Below are 20007 nucleotides of genomic sequence, written 5' to 3'. Positions count from 1 at the left end.
TCCAGCATAATAAGGCGAGCGATGCTCGCTTTATTCCATCCGAATGCTTCACATAATTTTTGATTATTAATCCATTAAAACTCCACGCAACTTATCCACACTTACCTTCTTCTGCAAAATTAATAATGCACACTTTTTTATAATTACAATCCCGCTTTTAATCTGCCCTCTTGTCGCTTAAATCACCATAACTAAAAACGCACTACAGGATTGAAGCGTCAATTTGATGGCATCAACTACAAAATAATAATTAAACCCGTTGAAAACGTTAAGAAATTTAGATTTGTCATAGTTCTTGCTGATGCTTGTGTGACTGCCGCAAAAATGTCGAATTTTTGAACATATTTAAGCGAGCAGTAACAAGCCCACCTTTGCTCTTCAAGCAATTTTTGTCATTCAGCATTTGAAAGGAAGATGAACATGACTACCTCTTTTTTCAGCGAAGTATTGCGTATTCCCGGTGCCAAAGTCTTGAGTCGTGAAGAAGCGGCTTTTCATTACGGAGCAGATACCGGCGCAAGCCAACGTTTGCCCGCCGGTGCCATTGTCATTAAAGAAGTGGATGCAATTCAGGAAGTATTAGCACTCGCCAATGAATTTAAAATACCGCTCTGGCCAATTAGTGGCGGACGCAATTTTGGTTACGGTACTTCGCTACCCGTAGACAGCCGCAGTTTTATTGTGGATTTATCGCAACTGCGCCGCGTATATATCGATGTGCAATCCTCTACCGCATTAATTGAACCGGGAGTTACCCAAGCGGATTTACATGCGGCGATTAAAAAAAGCGGTGCGGATTTATTAGTTCCCACCACCGGCGTTGGCCCCAACGGCAATATTCTCGGCAATGCACTCGACGGCGGTTATGGCTTAACACCCATTACCGATCACTTTGATGCCATCAGTGAATTGGAAGGTTACTGGGGCAACGGCACCGAGTTTCGCCACACCTATCAGGATTTAAATTGTCCCGAGATGGCCAAGCGCTGGAATGCGGGCACCGGTTATTCATGGGCGGGATTATTACGACAAGGTAATTTCGGAATAGTCACCAAAGCGCGCGTGCAATTGGCTCGTTCACCGGAAGCTACCCGAATTTTAGTCTTCGAATGGAAAACCAATGACGCTTTTATCAATAGCCAATCCGAGCTAAACAAACTTGCAGAAGATATCCCCGGTATCGGCGGTATTATTATGATGAATGATTGCCGCATTCTCTCCACTCAAGTCGATACGCCTTTAGCATCGCTCCTAATGGGTGAGGCGCGTGCAAATTATTTAAAACGACTTGCTAAAGAACGAAAAATTTCTGCCTGGACAGGATTGGGAACCTTATACGGTTCACGTGCGGCAGTTGCTGGTTCTGTAAAAGATATTCGCCGCCGGTTAAAAAATTGTCGCGTATGGAGTTTTAGCCCGAACCAAATTAAACAGCTGCAAAAGATCCAGAGTTATTTACCACAATGGGGTTTCTCATCCTTGCGCCGTCACTTTGGTGCACTGGTGAATACTCTCGGCACTGTTGAAGGTTATCCGATCGTTGCGTTTTTAAAAATTGCTTACGCACTCGACCCCACCGCAAAAAAACTCGATGTGCATTCGCATCCCGCTAAAGATGGCGCTGGTATTTTATGGTATGCACCGCTGGTGCCTTTTACATCCGATGAAGTAGAGCGCTATCGCACAGTAATGAGCAAATGTTTAACCGATAATGGATTTGATCCGCTGCTCGCCGTAACTTCACGCTCATCGCGTACACTGTCAGGCACGATTCCAGTGTTGTTTGATCGTAAAAACCCTGAAGATGTCGCGCGCGCGAAAAACTGCTATCGCCAATTGGTAAAAACCGGCTTGGAAAATGGTTGGCCACCCTATCGCCTGGGTATTGATTATATGGATATGATCGCCTGCCCTGCCGATTCACCCAGCGCACAAGTGCAACACATATTGAAAAAGGCATTGGATGAAAATGAAGTGATTGCATCTGGCCGTTATGAGCACGTTAAACCAGTTGCGCCTTTTGTTCCTGCAGCCCCCGTCAAGGAAATGGAAAAAATTGCAGAGGCGGAACACAAGACTACCGAACCACAGCTCGACTACACCAAGGTATTCGGTTCCCGCTTGATTGAAACCGAATCTACCGAAGTGTAAGTACTAAATAACTAAGACCTGACAATAACGACACGAGAAGGAATTTCTCATGAACAGAATAATTGCCCAGCGCATCAGGGACGATGCTCTTGCCAACCTTGCCGCTAATCTGCTTTTTTATCCAGATTGACAATCAACAAGCTACCGGTAAACCGCTTGGGCTCCAGACAGTACCAGGTATGCATATCACAATCCCAACGCTCGTAGCACTTATCCACTAATTTTAAAAACGGGCTGCGCCCCGGATCGGCTAATACCAATTTTTTTACACCCGCGCTCGCGGCACGCTTAAGCATTGCAAACCATTCATCGGTCAATTCATCCCAGAAACAAATATCGCCACCGACAATTACATCGTATTTGCTCAAGTCGGCTTTTTTCATAGAGGCCATTGCTCCCTGGCGGGTTTTTACAGCAACACCATTGAGTTCGGCTTGTACATCCAAAAAAGCAAACACTTCATCGTCCACGTCCAAACCGGTAACGCCGTGGCCGCTGTTAGCCAGGTAAATGGAGGTGGGACCCCAGCCGCAACCCACATCCAATATCCGGCTTTTTTTCTTGAGCGGGTTATGGGTAAAGTAATCCATCAACAGGTAGCTTGAATCCCAATGTTTATCGCCATGTACACTTGGGCTGCGCTCTTTTTTGAGGCTTTTAATTTCCCGGCTTTTTTCGGTGTACAACCAAATTCCGTAAGTGTGATAGGTGTTCTTGGCAGGTGGGGCTAATAGTTCTGGCACTGTGTCATCTCACTCGTAAAGGGCTTGGGGAGAGTTCGCTCAATAACGTCGGAATTCTATGACAAAATTAAGACACTTATGTGACCGCTGGCCACAAAACATCACGGAGAGTTTATTTTTAATGATGCAAAAGCACTAACAAAAAAGCCGCAGAAGATTCTGCGGCTTTCATTACTCACTACATTTTACTTCACACGCACAGACGCACATCGCCGGGAGATGAGTAAAGAGCATAAACCCATTAGCAACAAGAGTGCGATATTGGATTCAGAGACTCTCAGTAATGGCTCACCAGATCCGAACAAGAATAAATTAGACAAACCACCACCCGTACCCGAAATTCTCTCATAAGAAAAGTAACCCGAGATTTCACCCGGTGTAATCAACCAGGCAAATGCATCAGGATTACCACCACCGTGACCAACATGCATGGTGATCACCGCACGACTGTAGTTATCCCAAAAAGAATCCGCGATATACCACTGTCCTTCGACATCAACGCCCCAGCTATCTGCAACAACAGTGAACAAATCATTTGCACCCGATCCGGTAAGCTCACCTTCTTTGACCCAAGGATCGCCGAGATCGTCGTAAAGCGCATCTATTTGGGCAGGTGAATTAAGGTTTACCGAGTTAAGTGTCTTGCATTCAATCGCATCACTTAATATGGCAACTCGCTGATTGTCCGGCAGGCATGTAATTTCACCGCCAAAAGCAGATAAGGCGGACCAGCCAGTTACCATAGTTAATGCCACAAATTTCCACAGAAGTTTCAACTGGCACTTCTCCTTCAAAGACCCATTAATGTGAGAAAAGCATCACATACCTATAGGCAATTTAGGTGCCACTAGCTTAAAAATACGCTCAAGTCATTGTTTCTATTAGGCACCCATATCGACAATATGGCACCTAAAACATCAAATGTGTTCATTTTATCGACAAATTGGCACCTAAAAAACGTCAATAAACTGACTGCATTAATAGGTCACCCACAAGACCATGTAGGCGATGCATCTCTGTAGCCGGGTTTTGATCGCCGTGCTATTTTTGCCGCGCTGCTATTTCGAGTCACACACCATGATGAAACGCGTTATTTTCTGGCCCTTATTTTTTACCTGCCAACTGATAGCACTCGCATTAGTGAGTTGGCATTTACTCGCGCAATACCATTTTGCTTATCCCGTTGGCTATAAGCTGTTGCATCTGGATAAACACATCGCAGACTTTGCACCGCAGAATCGATACAAAGATGATTTTGAATGGACGACACCTGCGGAGCACTGGCGTCTGTTTGGTGAGATCAGCGATGCAGTGCAAGCCAGTGGTAAAGGCTTACGCGAGATTAGCTACCATTTAAAAAACGGCGAAACCACAGCGTTAATGCATGAGGCAGAAATTATTCATTTGCAAGATGTGGCAAACCTCATCGACGTGTTTTATGTAACGGGCACAATGTGTTTATTGGTATGGATCGGACTGATTTTTTTCGCACACCACCAAAAATTAAAACTCCCGCCCGTAAAAAAAGTTCTACTCGGATTTTTAGCAGGCTTTGCAGCCATCACTACAATTGTCCTGATCATTGGTCCTACCGAAGTATTTTATTGGTTTCATGTGCAGGTATTTCCTGATGGGCATCAGTGGTTTTTTTATTACCAGGATTCATTGATGACCACCTTGATGAAAGCGCCTGATATTTTTGCTTTTATTGCCACACTCTTACTTTTATTACTTATTGCACTATGGTCTGCGAGCCTATATGGCATGAATCGCTTACTGCGCTTTACCCCACAACAACAATCTAACACCAAGGCCAGGAAGCGATAATGTTTAAGCAGTTCTCAACTTTGCCATGAGATCTAATTTATTAAGCTAGCGTTAAGCGAAAAAGCGCCCATACTGGCCGCACCTGCTGTAAATACAGCTGTTTACGTTAGCGAGGATGATCTTATGAACAAATCGATGATTATGGGTACTGTACTGGGTTTGGGTGTAGCCACCATGGGTGGCGCCATTGCTGGTTATCAATACGTAAAAGAGCCAGATCACGCCAAAGTGCTCAAAACCCTTGCAGTGACCAAAGAGATAAAAATACCGCACGAAGAATGCGTTGAGAAAACAGTGGTACGTCAAAAACCGGTGAAAGATACCAACCGCATTGCCGGTAAGGTGTTAGGCGCAGTCGTTGGTGGAGCCCTAGGCAATCAGGTAGGCGGCGGCAACGGTAAAAAGGTAGCGACAGTTGCAGGCGCAGTTGCAGGCGGTTACGCCGGCGATAAAGTGCAAGAAAACATGCAGAAAGGTGACACTTACACTACAGTCGAGCAAAGCTGCAAAACGGTATACGAAACCCGTGAAGAAATTACCGGTTATGATGTTACCTATCGCATAAAAGACAAAGAAGAAGTTGTGCGTATGTCTTACGATCCCGGTCAAAAAATTCCGCTGCAAAATGGTGAGTTAGTATTGAACCAACCTACCTCAACCACTAAATAATGAGTAAAGCTCCCAAGCGCAATGCTTGGGAGCTTTTTTATCCTTTTGAAACCCTGTAGCTACGCAATTTAAAAAACGCCCAACTAAACAATCCCAAAATAACCGCTACAAAAAATGGTACTTGCCACAGTAATGCACTGCGCAGTGCTGCGCCTTCTGGCGTATCGGGAAAACTGGCCAGCAAACCGGAAAAACCTAAGCTGAATAAACCGTAGCCCAAATTAAAAATTAATCCTTTAACTGACAGCACGGTTGCGCGCCGCGATGAATCTGCCTCTTCATGCAACACGCGGCTAACGGTAAAACCGAGAAATCCCATCATCATCATTAAAAATAATGTCGGCACTACACCATAGATTGGCCAAGCGGGCACCAATACCACCAAACCAATCAGTGTCATTACTGCAACCAAGCCCAAATTCGCCAACATGCCAAAACGCGCATTTAACTGTTTAGCTATCCCAGGGACAAACCAACCGAGTAAACCCATGGCTGCACCAAAAAAACCATAGGTCCATTCCGGCAAATCAATCAGCCGATAGTAACTACTGGTGATGGTTGCGAAATTGCGCACGATGGAATCCAGCGCAACGCCAATTAAAATAACCACCAACGTTTTGGGATTGGTAAACACCCAACGTGCAGTTGAAAGGGTGAGATGAAAAGCATGGGATAAAGTCGAACCCGCTGCCGCGTGAACCGGCTCAACCATCCGCCAGGTAATAAATAAACAAGCCAGCGCTTGCATCAGCACCAATAACACCGGCAATCGATGAGCCGTCTCACTACTGATGTGAAAGCTCGCGGGAAGAATAGAATTAATTGTATCCGCATCATAAAGCACACCGCCGATAATCATCGCCAGCACAAAACCTACCGAGCGCCAACGCATGGCATGGGCAAGCAAGTGATCCCAGGCACTGGCGCGATTTTCTGGCGGTAGTGAATCATAAGCGAGCGCCTCATCTGCCCCACTCGCGCAGGCTTCTGACAGCCCGGAGCAAATACGGTTGATTACACACATTATAAGCAACAGCATTCCCCCATCGCGCGGCGCGATCAGCAAGCACAGCATTTCAATCACCATCAATACTGATGCCGTCATCAATAATGTTCTGCGCCCAATCGTATCCGCCAAAGCACCCGAAGGAACTTCAAATAAAAAAATCGTCAGCGCCCAAATCAGATTGAGCATCACAAACTGATCGAGCGTTAAACCCAAGTCGATAAATAAAATTGCCAATACCGGATAGTAAGCACGCGCGGTAAAAAAAACGGTGAAAGTGACAAAGCGATTGGCGTTGCGGGATAGGTCTTGGGGCATGGCAGTTGGCCTACAGAGAATACAACAATGATGACAGAAACTTTCATTACCTACAGATTAACTAAAACGCCTTGCTTGGCACTCTGCTCAGCCGCCAACAACAACTCAACGCCCAACAAAGACTGCTGCGGCAAAAATGCCAGTGGGGCCTTGCTGTTAATCGCATCCACAATATTTTTATAATAATGCTCGTAGTAACCGCGTTGACCAGGAATGATCGAGCGTGTCGCTTCGCCATTATTGTGAACATGCAAAATACCGTAGTTATCTTCACCGGGTTGCGCCCAGCCTGTCATGCCGGGAATAACGCCACGCATCATTTGACTCTCTTGAACATCTTGCCCGAATTTTAAAAAGGAACCTTTATCGCCGTGAATGGCAACGGTAGCTCCCTTTTCACTAACGTAGGTACTGGAGCGGAGAATGACACGCATGTCAGCGTAGTGAAAACACACATTAAAATAATCAGTCGAACCTTCGGCGCGGCGCAGGCTGCGCATATCGGCGTAGACAGCGTTCGGTTTTCCGAATAGGCACAGCATGGAATCCACCATGTGAATACCCAAATCAAACCAGGTGCCGGAACCGGGCAGATTATCTTCCTTCCATTTTTTGTGAGTGACGTTAGTGCGATAGCGGTCGTAATGCCACTCCACTTCAACGATGCGCCCCAACGCACCTGATTCGATAACTTTTTGCGCATCCAAATGATCACTTTCCAAACGTTTATTTTGAAAAACAGAAAGGATTTTTTGTTGGCTATTTGCCAGTGCGATTAATTCATTGCCTTCGTCGATATTTAAGGTAAAAGGTTTTTCTACCACGACATGTTTACCGGCTTGCAGTGCCGCTTTGGTCATTGGGTAGTGAAGTTCGTTGGGCGTATTGACTACCACCAAATGGATATCCGGATTCGCCAGAATATCTTCAAAGGTTTTTACAATAGCGACCTGCGGGTAATCAACTAATGCAGTGGGCTCACTGCGCTGCAATATAGTGTGAAGTTTCAAACCTGGTTCAGCGGTAATCAGCGGGGCATGAAACACTTTGCCTGACATACCATAAGAACAGAGAGCGACATTAAACATAATATTTTCCGGCTATTAGGAATTTCAGGCGTGAATTTTCACTCTGTACGCGCACGCGGTTTTAATTTGATATAAACGCGCCGTTTTACACGCGCAACTAAATGTCCGTGATCATCCTTAATTTCAACCAAAAATTCCGGCACATATTTATCGCCATTGGCTGTTTTTGCGCGTATATCACTAAGGATTTCATCGTTAATCACAAAGTGCGCATGCACGTGGGTTTTACCGGGAGCGATGTAATCTATCTCGGCGTGTTTATCCCATACAAAATAATCGCGCCCGAGATTGTTCATGATCATCAACATGTACCAGGGGTCAGTCATAGACATCAAGCTGCCGCCATATTGCGTACCGACATAATTGCGGTTATACCAGCGTAACTTTAAGGTAACGCGTACTTCGCGGTAATCCGCGGCGAGATAGGTGATCTTGATAGCGGAGAAAAATAATGGTGGCCATAAATTGACGATGAATTTAAACAGACCTGCTTTCATTTTTTCCAATCTCACTCGTAAAGATAGATTTGATAAGATCTTGATGAGTATTTAGTGAAAAAACCCATTTGTGTTGGGCTATATTTAAAGCACCCTCTTACGCGGGATAATGACTACGCCATCATCACGACAATCAACATAGGCACTGATGCCGTAAACCTGTTCCAAATTTTCCGTAGTTAATACGTCAATCGGTTGACCATCGGCAACAATTTTTCCGTGATGCAATAGCACCAACCGCGAACAAAAACGGGCGGCCAAACTTAAATCATGCAGTGCCGCCAAAACAGCTCCGCCCTGCTGCGCGTGTTCAGCAAGCAATTCCATCATATGCAACTGATGGTAGGGATCGAGCGCAGCGATGGGTTCGTCAGCGAGAATAATTTGCGTCTCACCAGCAAATACGCGCGCCAGCAAGGTGCGCTGCAACTCACCACCGGAAAGCGTAGTCACGATCCGCTGGCGTAGCGATTGCAACTCAGTGATCTCAAGCGCGCGCTCAATGGCCCGCTTATCGCGTTCCGATTTGCCACTCATGGGTTTATGCCAGGGTGCACGCCCCAAGCCAACCAAATGCTCAACTTGCAAGGGCCATGCGGGGGTTTCCTGTTGCGGCAAGTACGCCAACAATTGCGCGCGCTCCCGCCCGGACAGCTCGTTTAGCAATTTTTGCGGATGAACTTCGTTCGACAAATAAATCTGTCCGGAATCGGGTTGCTGTAATCCCGCCATCATCCGCAAGAGTGAACTTTTACCAGCCCCGTTGGGGCCGATCAACCCGACTAATTCGCCCTGCGATAAAGTTAAATCCGCATTATCCAGAATGACATTGCCATCGCGCGCAAAAGAAACCTGTTGGGCACTCAATGTTGTTGTCATCATGCCCACCGTGAACGGGTTTTTAAAATTAATAACAAAAAGAACGGGCCACCCAATAACGAAGTCACTACGCCCAGCTTTAATTCGCGCGCACTGTCAAACTGCCGTACCAGAATATCGGCAAGCACTAACAACAAGGCGCCGCCAAGTGCACTGGCAAACATCAAGCGACCGGGTCTGTATCCTACAAAGGGACGTAACAAATGCGGCACAATTAAACCGATGAACCCGATACTGCCACTTACCGCAACGCACGCGCCGACACCTATCGCAATACCGAATAACAAAATGCCTCGCTCACGGTGATTATCAAAACCCAGCGAGCGCGTACTCTCTTCGCCCAAGCTCAATGCATCCAGAAAACGGCTGCGACTGAGCATTAACAACCAGCCAATTATCGCCAATGGTAATGCGATACTAACGTGATCCCATTGACGATTGGCAAGTGAACCCATCAACCAAAATACAATTTCCTGCATCGCATATAAACTCGGTGCAAAATTTAATGCGACAGCAATTAATGCACCGGTGATTGCACTCATGGCCACGCCCGCAAGAATTAGCGCAAGCATACTGCTGTGCATGCCCGCCAATAGATAAACCAATACCAATGATAAGAGCGCACCGATAATCGCTGCGCTTGGCAACCAATACCACGCCGTAGCTGCAGCACCAAAATACAATACGCACACAGCGCCAAAGGCGGCACCACTGGTAACACCGAGAACGCCGGGATCAGCAAGGGGATTGCGTAACAAACCTTGCATAGCTGCGCCAGCCATGCCGAGCGTTGCACCGACAATAATCGCCAGCAGCAAACGCGGAATACGAATTTGCCCGAGGATGGTTGCACCCAAACTCTGCTCACCACTCCACATATCCACAAAAGATTGCAGAACCGGGATATCGGCCGCACCGCTGTTCAGCGCCAGAGTAGCAGTGGCAAAAATGGCGATGACCAAAACGATCACCACCTGCAGAAATGAAATTTTGATTTGCAAATTCACCTCGGGATAAATTTATTTCGCTAGTTCTTGTTTTAATGCAATTGCAACATCACCCAACACTGATGCTGCGCAACCCGACAAGCCTGCCGGTAAACGGACAATTTTGAATCCTGCATTTGCTAACGCCGGATGCGCCAAATATTCACGCGCTAATGAAAAAGCTTCTGCATTGCCCTCTTCGATAATTAATACTTGTGGTTTGGAACTGAGCAGCAATTCCAAATCCAACTGATTAAAACCAAACATGCCACGCTCCGCTGCTAGATTACGCAAACCGGCGAGCAGCATTAATTCATGCTCCAGAGTTCCATCACCAATCACCACACCATTTGATGAATACCAAAACGCCGTCAGTGGTTGTTGAGTTTTGTTGGCTGCCTGTAACTCGGCGACTTGCGCACTGCTTTTTTGCGTGATTGACAAGGCTTTTGCAGTAGCACCTACCAATTCACCCAATTGCAAAATTTGGGTGTTGATATCCTCAAGCTTGCGCGGTAAAGGTAATCGCGTAACCGGGTGCCCCAATCGTTCGAGTAATGCGATGGCGTCGGGCGCATCAAACTCACCCGCAAAAATAACATCGGGTTTCAAAGGCACAATTTCTTCTGCGAGGCCATGATTGAGTGGTATTCCTTTTACTTGCGCAGCGATGGGTGACCACATAGGGTTTGCAGTCAGGTAACTGATTGACACCAATCGCTCGTGCGGTACTAATTCCCAGAGTAGTTGATCGATACAAATATTGAGTGACGCAATTCGCTGCGGAGCTGTTTGTGCTGTTACCGCTGTTTGTGAAAAACAAAAGCTCGACAAAATAAAAAACAAAAAGCCCATCGCAAGCAGGATGGGCTTTTGGACCGCAGTAACTATTTTCATCTTAAAGCGGATTCAACCAGGCCGCACCGCGCACGCCGCTGGAGTCGCCATGCACCGCAGGAACAATTGGAGTATCGCACTCGCGCCCGAATACATATTTGGGTAAGAGTTTGTGCACTTCAGTGTAAATCGCCGCGATATTGGAAGCGCCACCGCCCAGTACAATCACATCCGGGTCCATCACATTAATGATGCACGCTAAACCACGCGCGAGTTGATCGAAATAATCGGCGAGGATTTTTTGTGCAATCGCTTCACCCGCTTGCGCGCGCTCCACAATTTCATGCCCTTTGATTTTTTCACCAGTTGCTAACTGATAAGAAAGACACAAACCAGTACCGGACAAAAACGTTTCCTGACATCCCGCCTTGCCGCAGTAACAAGGGCGCGCATTTAACTCGGCATCACTTGTCCAGGCCAACGGATTGTGCCCCCACTCACCCGCTACACCATTGGGTCCGACAATCGGCCTACCCTGATAGGCAACTCCCGCACCGCAGCCAGTACCGAGAATACCTGCGAACACCAGATCATAACCACGACCAGCACCATCAGTGGCTTCGGAGACGGCAAGGCAGTTAGCATCGTTAGTGACTTTGACATCGCGCATTAAAAACGCTGATAGGTCTTTTTGGAAAGGTTTGCCGTTAAGCCAAGTTGAATTGGCATTTTTCACCCAACCAGTTTTACGCGAAATTGTGCCCGGAATACCTATCCCGACCGGCAACAGGGTCTCGCCTGCGGCCACCTCAGCTTGCGCCACCAAACCGGCGATATCGCGCAGGGTTGCATCATAGTCGTCGCGCACTGTGGGGATGCGCGTGCGGAACAGCTCCTGGCTACGGCCATTGAGCAGGATCACCTCGGTTTTAGTGCCGCCGAGATCGATACCAATACGAAAATCTGTCATATGAATCAGCCTGTTATCAAATCTGGCGGGATTATAGGTGCCGCCCCTTGCCTGAGGCAAATAAGCATCTCAGGTAAATTCAATAATGGCGAAACGGCCGCCAAGGACTACACTCAAAAACAGGCTTATCCGCAATCTGGATAAGCCCATCAGTTACTGAAAGACCACTTGCGACTAAAAGCACACAATATGACCGATACAAGAAAAACAGCCGCCGCTCATGAGCGCCGCAAATTTAGCCGCATCCTGTTTGATGCGCATGTTGAACTCGCGCAAGGTGAATTTCACTGGCGCGCCAGTCTGCTCGATATTTCACTCAAAGGTTTGTTGTTACAACAGACACTGCCGGTGGAAGTAGTCCATAGCGAACCGATCCTGGTGAAAATCTTGCTGTCCGACAACACCAGCATCGCCATGTCTGTGACGGTGGCGCACCAACATCATAACCAAACCGGTTTGATGTGTACCTCCATTGATATTGATAGCGTAAGCCATTTACGCCGCTTGATTGAATTGAATTTAGGCGATGCATTGGCAGCAGAAAGGGAGCTGTCTGAATTAATCAGTGATTACTAAATCAGCCTTTGGAGCCAACGCCAGGATGGCTCCACAGAGAATCCCGACCAGCGGAGCCAACAAAAATAATGAACGAAGAAAAAAAACCGGACGATTTAAGCGATGAAGACAAGCGCAGACATCCGCGCTTTCCGTTACGTGCTTATGCCGATTTACAGTACTCCACAAAAAAATGGGAAGCACATGTATTGGATCTCTCGGAGTCCGGCGCACGCTTGGCTATTTTGGGGGAACACCTACTGCAAAAAGGCGACCCGCTGCGCGTGCACATCCAATTGGAAGATATCAACCTGCTCACATCGCCCAAAAAACAACTCAGCCTGCATGGCCGGCTAATCCATGTACGCGAGCATCTTTTAGGGTTTGAATTCCAACCCGACACGCCCGTTGATAAAACATTGCTTTATGAATTATTAACCCAGATAGAAAACGGTCACTAAACAGTAAGCCCTTATATGCAACACGCTGTATTTTTTTATGCATGCTTGTGCCTGTTATTTCTTTTTGCCCATAACAGCACGGCGAGCGGCATGACCAATGACGTGCTGCAGATCACGCTGCCCAAAGCAGGCTCACTTGAACCAGAATCGACCAGCCGTTTTTACGAACAGGCATTGCGCTTGGCTCTGGAAAAAACCCGCCACGCGTCTGAACGTATCCAATTTAATTACCACATGCACGACGTAAGGCGCGAGCGTGCACGCCTGTTAGTGAAAAATGGCACACTGGATATTATCTGGAGTAGTAGCAATAAAAAGCGCGAGACAGAACTCATGCCCGTTAAATTTAATTTAATCCGCGGCATCAATGAATATCGGTTGTTGCTAATTCGCGCAGATGATCAACCGCGCTTTGAACAAGTGAAAAATTTAGCTGATCTACAGAAATTTAAAATTGGCAGCGGAACCCACTGGAGCGATACCGGCATTTACCGTTTTAATGGTTTGCCTCTGGTGACCGCCTACTCCTACGAACCTATGTTTCGTATGTTAAAAGTCAAACGATTTGATTACATGGCGCGCAGCATTCAGGAAGTGAATTATGAATTGGAGCATTACGGAAAATCGGGACTGACCATTGAAAAAAACCTGGCAATTCACTACCCACAACCGATTTACTTTTTTGTGAATCACGACAACCGCGATTTAGCAGAACGCATTCAACGTGGATTGGAAATTGCCCGCGATGATGGCAGCCTCGATGCGCTATTTTTTAGTATCCCCAACTTCAAGCAGGCCTGGGAGCAGCTGCAGCAGCTCAATCGCAAAGTGATTGAGTTGAAAGCGCCTGAATGATTTTTACCTAGAGTGCGTTCAGCGCTTCTTGCAAATTTTTTACTGCAACCACTTCAATGCCCAGATTCTTTTCACGCGGGGCATTGGCAAAAGGAACTATCGCACGTTTAAATCCATGCTTGGCTGCTTCGCGCAAACGTTCATGGCCACTGGGCACCGGACGGATTTCACCCGACAAACCCACCTCGCCAAACACAATTAAATCCTGCGGCAAAATGCGGTCACGAAAACTGGAGACAATTGCCAGCAACACGGCTAAGTCCGCACTGGTTTCCATCACCTTCACACCACCAACCACATTCACAAATACATCCTGATCACCCACCATAATGCCGCCGTGGCGATGTAATACGGCAAGCAACATGGCGAGACGATTTTGGTCCATACCTACGGCCACACGCCGCGGATTGCCCAAGTGGCTGTCATCTACCAAGGCTTGTATTTCAATTAACAGCGGACGTGTGCCCTCCCACATCACCATCACCACTGAACCAGATGATGCATCTTCCGCCCGTTGCAAAAAAATCGCTGAGGGATTATTTACCTCGCGCATGCCCTGCTCGGTCATCGCAAATACACCCAATTCATTCACCGCACCAAAACGATTTTTATTTCCGCGCAGGGTGCGGAAGCGGGAATCGTTATCTCCCTCTAACAAAATGGAGCAGTCGATCATATGTTCCAGTACTTTAGGACCAGCAAGCGAGCCGTCTTTAGTGACATGCCCCACCAGAATTAATACGGTGCCGGTTTGTTTTGCAAACCGGGTTAGATACGCCGCACTTTCGCGCACTTGTGATACCGAACCGGGAGCGGAAGAAATGTCTTCCATGTGCATGACTTGGATGGAATCAATCACCATAACTTTGGGCGCAGTCTGTTGCGCAATCGTGCAAATACCTTCCACACTGGTTTCACTGAGCATTTGCAATTGATCCGTGGGTAACCCCAAACGTTGCGCACGCATCGCTACCTGCTGGAGCGACTCTTCACCAGTGATATAAAGCGCTGGCATAGTGCGCGCAAGGTTGCACAGGGTTTGCAATAAGAGTGTGGATTTTCCGGCGCCGGGATTTCCGCCAATCAACACCACCGAGCCGGGCACAAAACCGCCGCCGAGTACACGATCAAACTCTCCTGCTCCGCTGCTAAAGCGCGGTACATCATTGAGTGAAATTTCGGCGAGGGTTTGGATTTTATTGCCTGCTGCACCACCGGCATAACCTTCAAACTTTGCTGAACGGTTAGCGGGCGTTGGGCCCAAGCGCACTTCGCTTAAACTATTCCACACACCACATTCAGTGCACTGCCCTTGCCATTTTTTATAATCGGCTCCGCAGTCGTTACAGACAAATGCACTTTTGGTTTTTGTACTCATTAATTATCCCTAGGTGGAATTATTTCTTTTCGCTGGTTAATTTTAAATACGCGCCCAAACCTACCAACAGTGCCACTGCAGCAAACAACATAAATACGGCAGAATTCAAATGGGTGGCATCGCCGAGCAAGGATTTAAACATCAGCAGCAAAGATTCAATCGATACCGCAATTACAATCGCCGACATAAACCGCGCAATGGTGCGGCGTGTGGAACCTGTGTGGTGAATGTCTTTGTGCAGCAACACTTCTTCTTCGAGGATCGTTTTACCCAGATCAAAAATCGCCAAGCCCAAAGTCACTAAAATAACCGATTGGAACGCTTGGGTAGCGGTATTGGTATGTTCGTGGATCATCTCATAAAGCGATTGCCCCGCCGAAAATAACAAGAGCATCGATACCAACACCAGCATGATACCGATCACACCGTAAATCACCTGGAACAATGGATGCACCACGCGGCGCAAACTGTCGCCATTCAAAAAGGTGATCAGCTTTTCCAAATTAAAATTGATCACCAAATAACGCGTTGCATTATCGGCATCCACAAAACGTTGCACTGCGGAAATCGCCAACTGGTGAGTGGCGCTGGAGAGATAAGGCTGGGTTACGGTTGCAGTCGCAGTGTTATCGCGCGCGAGGGTGTAATAAACACGATTGCTGCGATCAGAGCCAAAACCTGGCTCGCGGCGTTTGGGGTCGGGTACTGTGGGCGACGCGGCAGACTCGGTGGTTTGTATACCTTTTTCGTCGAGACAATAGAGCAACTCTACAAAAGGATAAGAGAGATGCAAACGTTTAACGACTTCATTCAATTGCTCGTGCGAGGTTTCCAATTTATTGGGCGATAATGAAGTCACAATGGATTCCAGCAAACGTTCGATTTGGACCTGGTACTCATCGTATTTTTTAAGCAGGTATAAATAATTGCGTGGGGTCATATTACACACTCATCAACACAGCGGGGCTGCAAAACGGGCAGCAGTTTACCCTAATCTATTAGCAGTTATTGCGCCATCACCGCGTAAATTCTGGTGTAAAAAATAAACCCCGGCAAGCCGGGGTTTATTTAAACAGAACAACAGGAAACTAATTAATCAGTTTGCAGGCAGTTCAATATTGCCCGGCGCACCGCCACCCACGGCAACACCACCGTTATTCAATACAAATGTGACCACCTGGGTTTGCAACTCCGCCGTTACCTGAGGTGCACCACCCTCCGGGCGCAACAGCGAAGAGTGACCGCCTGCCGTGTGTTTCACATAACCGCGCCCCAACTGGGTGCTACCCAACCCTAATTGCGACGCATTCAAAAGAGATGCCATCGCAGAGGTACCGGTTAAAGGGGCGCTGGCAGCGCTATTGGGTATCACTGCATCATTGTTAATTTGCTGCACCAACGCGGGCACGCCTAAGCTAGCCAGGGTTTGCATATAGTTCACTGGGTCGCCCGCATCCATCGCACTCTGCGCGGCGTAGAGGAAACGCTCGTAGTTGCTGGTACCCACGTTGACGCCACTAGCGGCCAAACCGCCATTGATGACCGGGGTAAAGGTGGCTGAATTCACCAGAACCTGAGCCACTTGAGTACCTGCTGCACTGGTTACGATCCCGCGGATGGGATTGAGGTTTGAAGGCAAGCCTACCTTGCCATCATTGGCGATAGCCAATTGGTTCACGGTTGTAAACACGCTACCCAAAATACCCCCCAGCGATACACCGACCACATACACACGGTTCAAATCCAGGCCGGTAGTGACTGATTTCAACATCTCCGTATTAACCCCGCTGAGGCTGGCATTGAGGTTGAGTAAATCCATCACCGCCTGACGGTTGTTGTCGCGAGTATTGGTCAGGTAGCCGAGGTTAATAAACTGCGCACCTGAGCCATCCGTCGTACCGGGAGTATCAAAGTTCATAGGGGCTGGTGCACCGCCGGAGCCAGCGACGTTGAAATGGCGTTCGTGCGGAGCATTAGCACCATAGAGTGCAGCAAAGGGAATCGACTTACTCTTTTCCACATTCAATACATTGACTAGTGCACTGTTGGCTGGAACACCATGAACCGGCAAATCGATCGCGACAGTGGCAATACACCGACTGGCCAGAGTGTGGCCAAGCGCCAGAACAGAGGCACGATCACTGGTAATACCGTGCACATAGATCACCGTTGGATAACCGGTTGCAGCGTAGATCTGGCCGCAATTCGCGGCGCCGGCGTAACCAGGCACCCAGTTATCTTGCGGCAGTGTGACTTGCAGGGGCACAGATTCATCGCCGGTTTTCGCGGCAAATGGATAACGATAGGTGACGTTATAGCTGCCATCTACATCGGTAGGTACGGTTACCCCCAAGGCGCTGGCGAGGGTTAGATCCGGCTTCCAACTGCGTTTTAAATATTCGCCAAAGGCCAATCCAGTCGCTGAAGTCTGGTAATAAGGCAGTTTGATATAGCCGGTGTAGAGCTTGCCCACGTTGGCCGCAAGCGCGGGACTAAAGCTATTGAAATCGATACCGGTAAGCCCCGAGACACCAAGGTCGCGCTTTTTCGGAGTAGGCAATAAACCGATGGAGTCTAACGTCATCGCATTGGCAACTGCCGCTGATGGCGCAACGCCCGCGGTTATCTGGGTGCTGGCAACTGCTGCGCGCGGCGATGCCATGGCCACCAAACCCGTTATTGGGTCAGTAGTGGTGAAGGTATAGGTCAGCACCAATTTTTCTTTTGCAGCCGCCACCGTCAGCTGACCTCCGCTCACTGCGGCCAAAAATCCACTGGCGAGGGTTTCCCAACCGACAATCGCATTGCGCACTGGCACTAGACCACCCAGGGTTTCATAACTTGTATCGCGCAGGGCGTTGTAGGTCCAGGAGCGGGTCAGACTGGCGCCGCTGGCATTCTTCACATCATCGGTGATGAACACCAGATATTTGCTTTTGGATTTCAGCGGCTTGGTCGGGCGAATGCGGATCACATTATTGGTACCGCCATCCTGCGACACCACCACCGCATCATAATTAGCAGGGCCAACCACACCGACGATATTGGCGGGGTTCAACGCATCTTTACCACCGGTATTCAATTCAATCAAAAACACACTTTTGGATGCCAGGACAGTCGCTGGATTGACGCTGCCACTGATTAAAATATCGAAGAAAGCCGAGGTAGAAAATCCATCGAGCTGATTGATAGTTGTCCGTACCGGGTCGGTCGCCGCACCCACACTGGCAGTGCCATCCGAAGTCGCTGCCGCCGCAAAGACCAAATCGGTATTAAACGGAACATCGGAAATGACCGGATCAAAACGCGGATGAGTCCCCGCTACATAAGCATCAGGGCCGGAAGGTACCGGCGCTTTCTCGGTATCGCTGCCGCCGCCACAACCGTGCAAGGCCAATAATGAAACCGTGAGGGACGATAATAGGAGCTGGTTCGACTTATTTTTCATGGTGACTTCCTGGGCAGACGTTATGGGAATTATGTAGAAAGTGTAGCCAGATTTTTACAAGGCGCGAGTTTGTAATGTACAGAATTATCCTTGCAGGCGGGATCTTATCCAAACCCACAAACAAAAAAAGCAAACCACTTCTGGTTTGCCTTTTCAGAACAGTAAAGACAGTGCCTTTTAGATGCGGATTATGGGATAAGTTTATAAACCCGGCGCGGAACTATCTAGGTTATGGACGATTTATAGGAATTGCTTCGCTACAAATTTATAGGAATAGTTTATAAAAAATTCCATGCCGCGATTCTAAATCACCAAATCTCAACTGCCGCAGCAAAAAAGAGAAAATAGGCACTGCTATGCTTTAAGCACCCGAAGTACAAGTTATATCCATCAACGTAACATATTGTTTTCATAATCTTTTCCGTGGACTACAAATGAAAAAACCGCCCGAAGGCGGTTTTTACGTCCCAGACAAGAGCCAACTTAATGACGCCTGCTAGGGATGAGTTGTAGGTTCATCATATGGATTTGTGGTTTTAATACTAATTGCCAATTTATATTGATCATAATTGATCAATTAAATCCGGCAACTCATTAAACGATATGAGGCATATCTGAGCTCCTAAATTTACCATCAAGTCCCTTCCGAATAACCAGGTCTTTATTCCCTATAATCCTATGTAGGAAAATGCAATCTGATTGTACAGTGCAAATATTGTGAAATTTAACTCGTGTTAAAACGCTAGTTGACTTATGGGTAATCCAAAAGAGTTTTCAAACAACCTGAATTGATTGGACATTGCCGGCAGTCGATTATCAGCATTTTGCTACAGGGTGATAAGAAACCGTCGACTTTGTTGATTGAATTCAATGTGTTAACGTCACGTTTTTAAACAAATGAAAAGGAGATTCAAACTGTGCTGATTTTGGCTCGATACGAAGCGGAGGAGATTCATTTGCACACAAATGAGGGGTTGGTAAGAATTAAGGTGACCAGCGTCAGCCCCCAATCGCGATTGGTTCGTTTGGGCATAAATGCCCCAGATTCTATTGATATTGTTCGAGCCGAGATTGACATTCTGGATCCGTCTCAGATTAAGCTATAATGGACGCTCGATCTCGCGTATCGCGCTCTCGCTGGTTGATATCGAAATCAACATTTCGATCTTTGACTTTGGCTGTTGCTCGGGAGGATGATCCATATCTGTAGAGCCGCCCATGCTTGGGTGCTCTCTCAGGAATGGAGCGTTTACATTTCATGGAAAAAGGGATTTGTTATTCAACGTGTCAGTGTTGAGATAATCAGCTATTGAAGTCTGGAATGCGGTTCATTCTGATA

The 20007-nt window shown here is 47.5% G+C and carries 19 protein-coding genes and 1 pseudogene; 8 read left to right on the top strand and 12 right to left on the bottom strand.

Annotation, left to right across the window (positions count from 1 at the left end; genetic code table 11):
- Window positions 1–414: 414 nt before the first annotated feature.
- Window positions 415–924 (top strand): annotated as a pseudogene (locus tag J2X05_RS21180) (FAD-binding oxidoreductase); the annotation flags it as partial.
- A gap of 859 nt (window positions 925–1783) precedes the next feature.
- Window positions 1784–1843, top strand: a complete 60-nt coding sequence (locus J2X05_RS21175; RefSeq protein WP_374725272.1) for a hypothetical protein — start codon at window positions 1784–1786, stop codon at window positions 1841–1843.
- Between the two features lie 412 nt (window positions 1844–2255).
- Here the strand turns inward: J2X05_RS21175 and J2X05_RS09090 are convergent, their stop codons facing one another.
- Together J2X05_RS09090 and J2X05_RS09085 are read right to left on the bottom strand one after the other, a co-directional pair.
- Window positions 2256–2894 carry a class I SAM-dependent methyltransferase gene (locus tag J2X05_RS09090; protein ID WP_310071590.1) on the bottom strand — a complete coding sequence of 213 codons (639 nt, stop codon included), beginning with the start codon at window positions 2892–2894 and terminating at the stop codon, window positions 2256–2258.
- Window positions 2895–3079: 185 nt separating this feature from the next.
- Window positions 3080–3670, bottom strand: coding sequence for a hypothetical protein (locus J2X05_RS09085; protein ID WP_310071589.1), 591 nt, complete (start codon window positions 3668–3670; stop codon window positions 3080–3082).
- Between the two features lie 301 nt (window positions 3671–3971).
- Between J2X05_RS09085 and J2X05_RS09080 the strand changes: the two genes are divergently transcribed.
- Both J2X05_RS09080 and J2X05_RS09075 read left to right on the top strand, forming a co-directional pair.
- Complete coding sequence (locus J2X05_RS09080) at window positions 3972–4721, top strand: lipoprotein intramolecular transacylase Lit (protein ID WP_310071587.1); 750 nt, start codon at window positions 3972–3974, stop codon at window positions 4719–4721.
- 123 nt (window positions 4722–4844) lie between these two features.
- A complete protein-coding gene (locus tag J2X05_RS09075; RefSeq protein WP_310071584.1) occupies window positions 4845–5390 on the top strand; it encodes a glycine zipper 2TM domain-containing protein in 546 nt (181 codons plus the stop codon).
- A 37-nt stretch (window positions 5391–5427) separates the two neighbouring features.
- Here J2X05_RS09075 and J2X05_RS09070 read toward each other — a convergent pair whose 3' ends face one another.
- The 7 genes from J2X05_RS09070 to J2X05_RS09040 all read right to left on the bottom strand — a co-directional run bounded on the left by J2X05_RS09070 (window position 5428) and on the right by J2X05_RS09040 (window position 11971).
- Window positions 5428–6714: an MFS transporter gene (locus tag J2X05_RS09070; protein WP_310071581.1), complete on the bottom strand. Its 1287-nt coding sequence runs from the start codon at window positions 6712–6714 to the stop codon at window positions 5428–5430.
- Window positions 6715–6764: 50 nt separating this feature from the next.
- The gene (locus J2X05_RS09065) at window positions 6765–7802 is read right to left on the bottom strand and encodes a Gfo/Idh/MocA family oxidoreductase (RefSeq protein WP_310071579.1); all 1038 of its coding nucleotides are present in this window, start codon (window positions 7800–7802) and stop codon (window positions 6765–6767) included.
- A 38-nt stretch (window positions 7803–7840) separates the two neighbouring features.
- Window positions 7841–8299 (bottom strand): DUF4442 domain-containing protein, encoded by a 459-nt coding sequence (locus J2X05_RS09060; RefSeq protein WP_310071575.1) that lies wholly within the window; start codon window positions 8297–8299, stop codon window positions 7841–7843.
- Window positions 8300–8383: 84 nt separating this feature from the next.
- Complete coding sequence (locus tag J2X05_RS09055) at window positions 8384–9181, bottom strand: ABC transporter ATP-binding protein (protein WP_310071572.1); 798 nt, start codon at window positions 9179–9181, stop codon at window positions 8384–8386.
- Window positions 9178–10179 (bottom strand): FecCD family ABC transporter permease, encoded by a 1002-nt coding sequence (locus J2X05_RS09050; protein WP_310071569.1) that lies wholly within the window; start codon window positions 10177–10179, stop codon window positions 9178–9180. The genes J2X05_RS09055 and J2X05_RS09050 overlap by 4 nt, the downstream gene beginning before the upstream one ends.
- Window positions 10180–10197: 18 nt before the next feature.
- Window positions 10198–11061, bottom strand: a complete 864-nt coding sequence (locus tag J2X05_RS09045; RefSeq protein WP_310071566.1) for an ABC transporter substrate-binding protein — start codon at window positions 11059–11061, stop codon at window positions 10198–10200.
- Window position 11062: 1 nt separating this feature from the next.
- Window positions 11063–11971, bottom strand: a complete 909-nt coding sequence (locus J2X05_RS09040) for an ROK family protein (RefSeq protein ID WP_310071564.1) — start codon at window positions 11969–11971, stop codon at window positions 11063–11065.
- A gap of 189 nt (window positions 11972–12160) precedes the next feature.
- Here J2X05_RS09040 and J2X05_RS09035 point away from each other — a divergent pair, with 189 nt between their 5' ends.
- From J2X05_RS09035 to J2X05_RS09025, 3 genes are all read left to right on the top strand, one after another.
- On the top strand, window positions 12161–12547 hold the full coding sequence (locus tag J2X05_RS09035; protein ID WP_310071561.1) for a PilZ domain-containing protein: 387 nt from the start codon (window positions 12161–12163) through the stop codon (window positions 12545–12547).
- A 68-nt stretch (window positions 12548–12615) separates the two neighbouring features.
- A complete protein-coding gene (locus J2X05_RS09030; protein ID WP_310071558.1) occupies window positions 12616–12987 on the top strand; it encodes a PilZ domain-containing protein in 372 nt (123 codons plus the stop codon).
- A gap of 90 nt (window positions 12988–13077) precedes the next feature.
- A complete protein-coding gene (locus J2X05_RS09025) occupies window positions 13078–13842 on the top strand; it encodes a substrate-binding periplasmic protein (RefSeq protein ID WP_310071555.1) in 765 nt (254 codons plus the stop codon).
- A 7-nt stretch (window positions 13843–13849) separates the two neighbouring features.
- On the opposite strand, the gene radA is transcribed toward J2X05_RS09025, so the two are convergent.
- From radA to J2X05_RS09010, 3 genes are all read right to left on the bottom strand, one after another.
- Window positions 13850–15220 carry a DNA repair protein RadA gene (gene radA, locus J2X05_RS09020; protein ID WP_310071552.1) on the bottom strand — a complete coding sequence of 457 codons (1371 nt, stop codon included), beginning with the start codon at window positions 15218–15220 and terminating at the stop codon, window positions 13850–13852.
- A gap of 19 nt (window positions 15221–15239) precedes the next feature.
- Window positions 15240–16160, bottom strand: a complete 921-nt coding sequence (locus tag J2X05_RS09015) for a PDC sensor domain-containing protein (protein WP_310071550.1) — start codon at window positions 16158–16160, stop codon at window positions 15240–15242.
- 156 nt (window positions 16161–16316) lie between these two features.
- Complete coding sequence (locus tag J2X05_RS09010) at window positions 16317–18668, bottom strand: hypothetical protein (RefSeq protein WP_310071549.1); 2352 nt, start codon at window positions 18666–18668, stop codon at window positions 16317–16319.
- A 917-nt stretch (window positions 18669–19585) separates the two neighbouring features.
- Between J2X05_RS09010 and J2X05_RS21170 the strand changes: the two genes are divergently transcribed.
- Window positions 19586–19774 (top strand): carbon storage regulator, encoded by a 189-nt coding sequence (locus tag J2X05_RS21170; RefSeq protein ID WP_374725266.1) that lies wholly within the window; start codon window positions 19586–19588, stop codon window positions 19772–19774.
- Window positions 19775–20007: the final 233 nt, after the last annotated feature.

This window comes from Cellvibrio fibrivorans, assembly GCF_031457055.1.
Taxonomy (GTDB): Bacteria; Pseudomonadota; Gammaproteobacteria; order Pseudomonadales; family Cellvibrionaceae; genus Cellvibrio; species Cellvibrio fibrivorans.
The sequence above is the reverse complement of the archived record's forward strand: the minus strand, read 5'-3'. Positions and strand labels throughout refer to the sequence as shown.

What these genes read in the sequence shown, in the direction of transcription:
- J2X05_RS09010 (WP_310071549.1), bottom strand. Translation starts at nt 18,668, where the DNA reads ATGAAAAATAAGTCGAACCAGCTCCTATTATCGTCCCTCACGGTTTCA.
- J2X05_RS09015 (WP_310071550.1), bottom strand. Translation starts at nt 16,160, where the DNA reads ATGACCCCACGCAATTATTTATACCTGCTTAAAAAATACGATGAGTAC.
- J2X05_RS09045 (WP_310071566.1), bottom strand. Translation starts at nt 11,061, where the DNA reads ATGAAAATAGTTACTGCGGTCCAAAAGCCCATCCTGCTTGCGATGGGC.
- J2X05_RS09025 (WP_310071555.1), top strand. Translation starts at nt 13,078, where the DNA reads ATGACCAATGACGTGCTGCAGATCACGCTGCCCAAAGCAGGCTCACTT.
- J2X05_RS09040 (WP_310071564.1), bottom strand. Translation starts at nt 11,971, where the DNA reads ATGACAGATTTTCGTATTGGTATCGATCTCGGCGGCACTAAAACCGAG.
- J2X05_RS09055 (WP_310071572.1), bottom strand. Translation starts at nt 9,181, where the DNA reads ATGATGACAACAACATTGAGTGCCCAACAGGTTTCTTTTGCGCGCGAT.
- J2X05_RS09070 (WP_310071581.1), bottom strand. Translation starts at nt 6,714, where the DNA reads ATGCCCCAAGACCTATCCCGCAACGCCAATCGCTTTGTCACTTTCACC.
- J2X05_RS09075 (WP_310071584.1), top strand. Translation starts at nt 4,845, where the DNA reads ATGAACAAATCGATGATTATGGGTACTGTACTGGGTTTGGGTGTAGCC.
- J2X05_RS09030 (WP_310071558.1), top strand. Translation starts at nt 12,616, where the DNA reads ATGAACGAAGAAAAAAAACCGGACGATTTAAGCGATGAAGACAAGCGC.
- J2X05_RS09080 (WP_310071587.1), top strand. Translation starts at nt 3,972, where the DNA reads ATGATGAAACGCGTTATTTTCTGGCCCTTATTTTTTACCTGCCAACTG.
- J2X05_RS09060 (WP_310071575.1), bottom strand. Translation starts at nt 8,299, where the DNA reads ATGAAAGCAGGTCTGTTTAAATTCATCGTCAATTTATGGCCACCATTA.
- radA (WP_310071552.1), bottom strand. Translation starts at nt 15,220, where the DNA reads ATGAGTACAAAAACCAAAAGTGCATTTGTCTGTAACGACTGCGGAGCC.
- J2X05_RS09035 (WP_310071561.1), top strand. Translation starts at nt 12,161, where the DNA reads ATGACCGATACAAGAAAAACAGCCGCCGCTCATGAGCGCCGCAAATTT.
- J2X05_RS09065 (WP_310071579.1), bottom strand. Translation starts at nt 7,802, where the DNA reads ATGTTTAATGTCGCTCTCTGTTCTTATGGTATGTCAGGCAAAGTGTTT.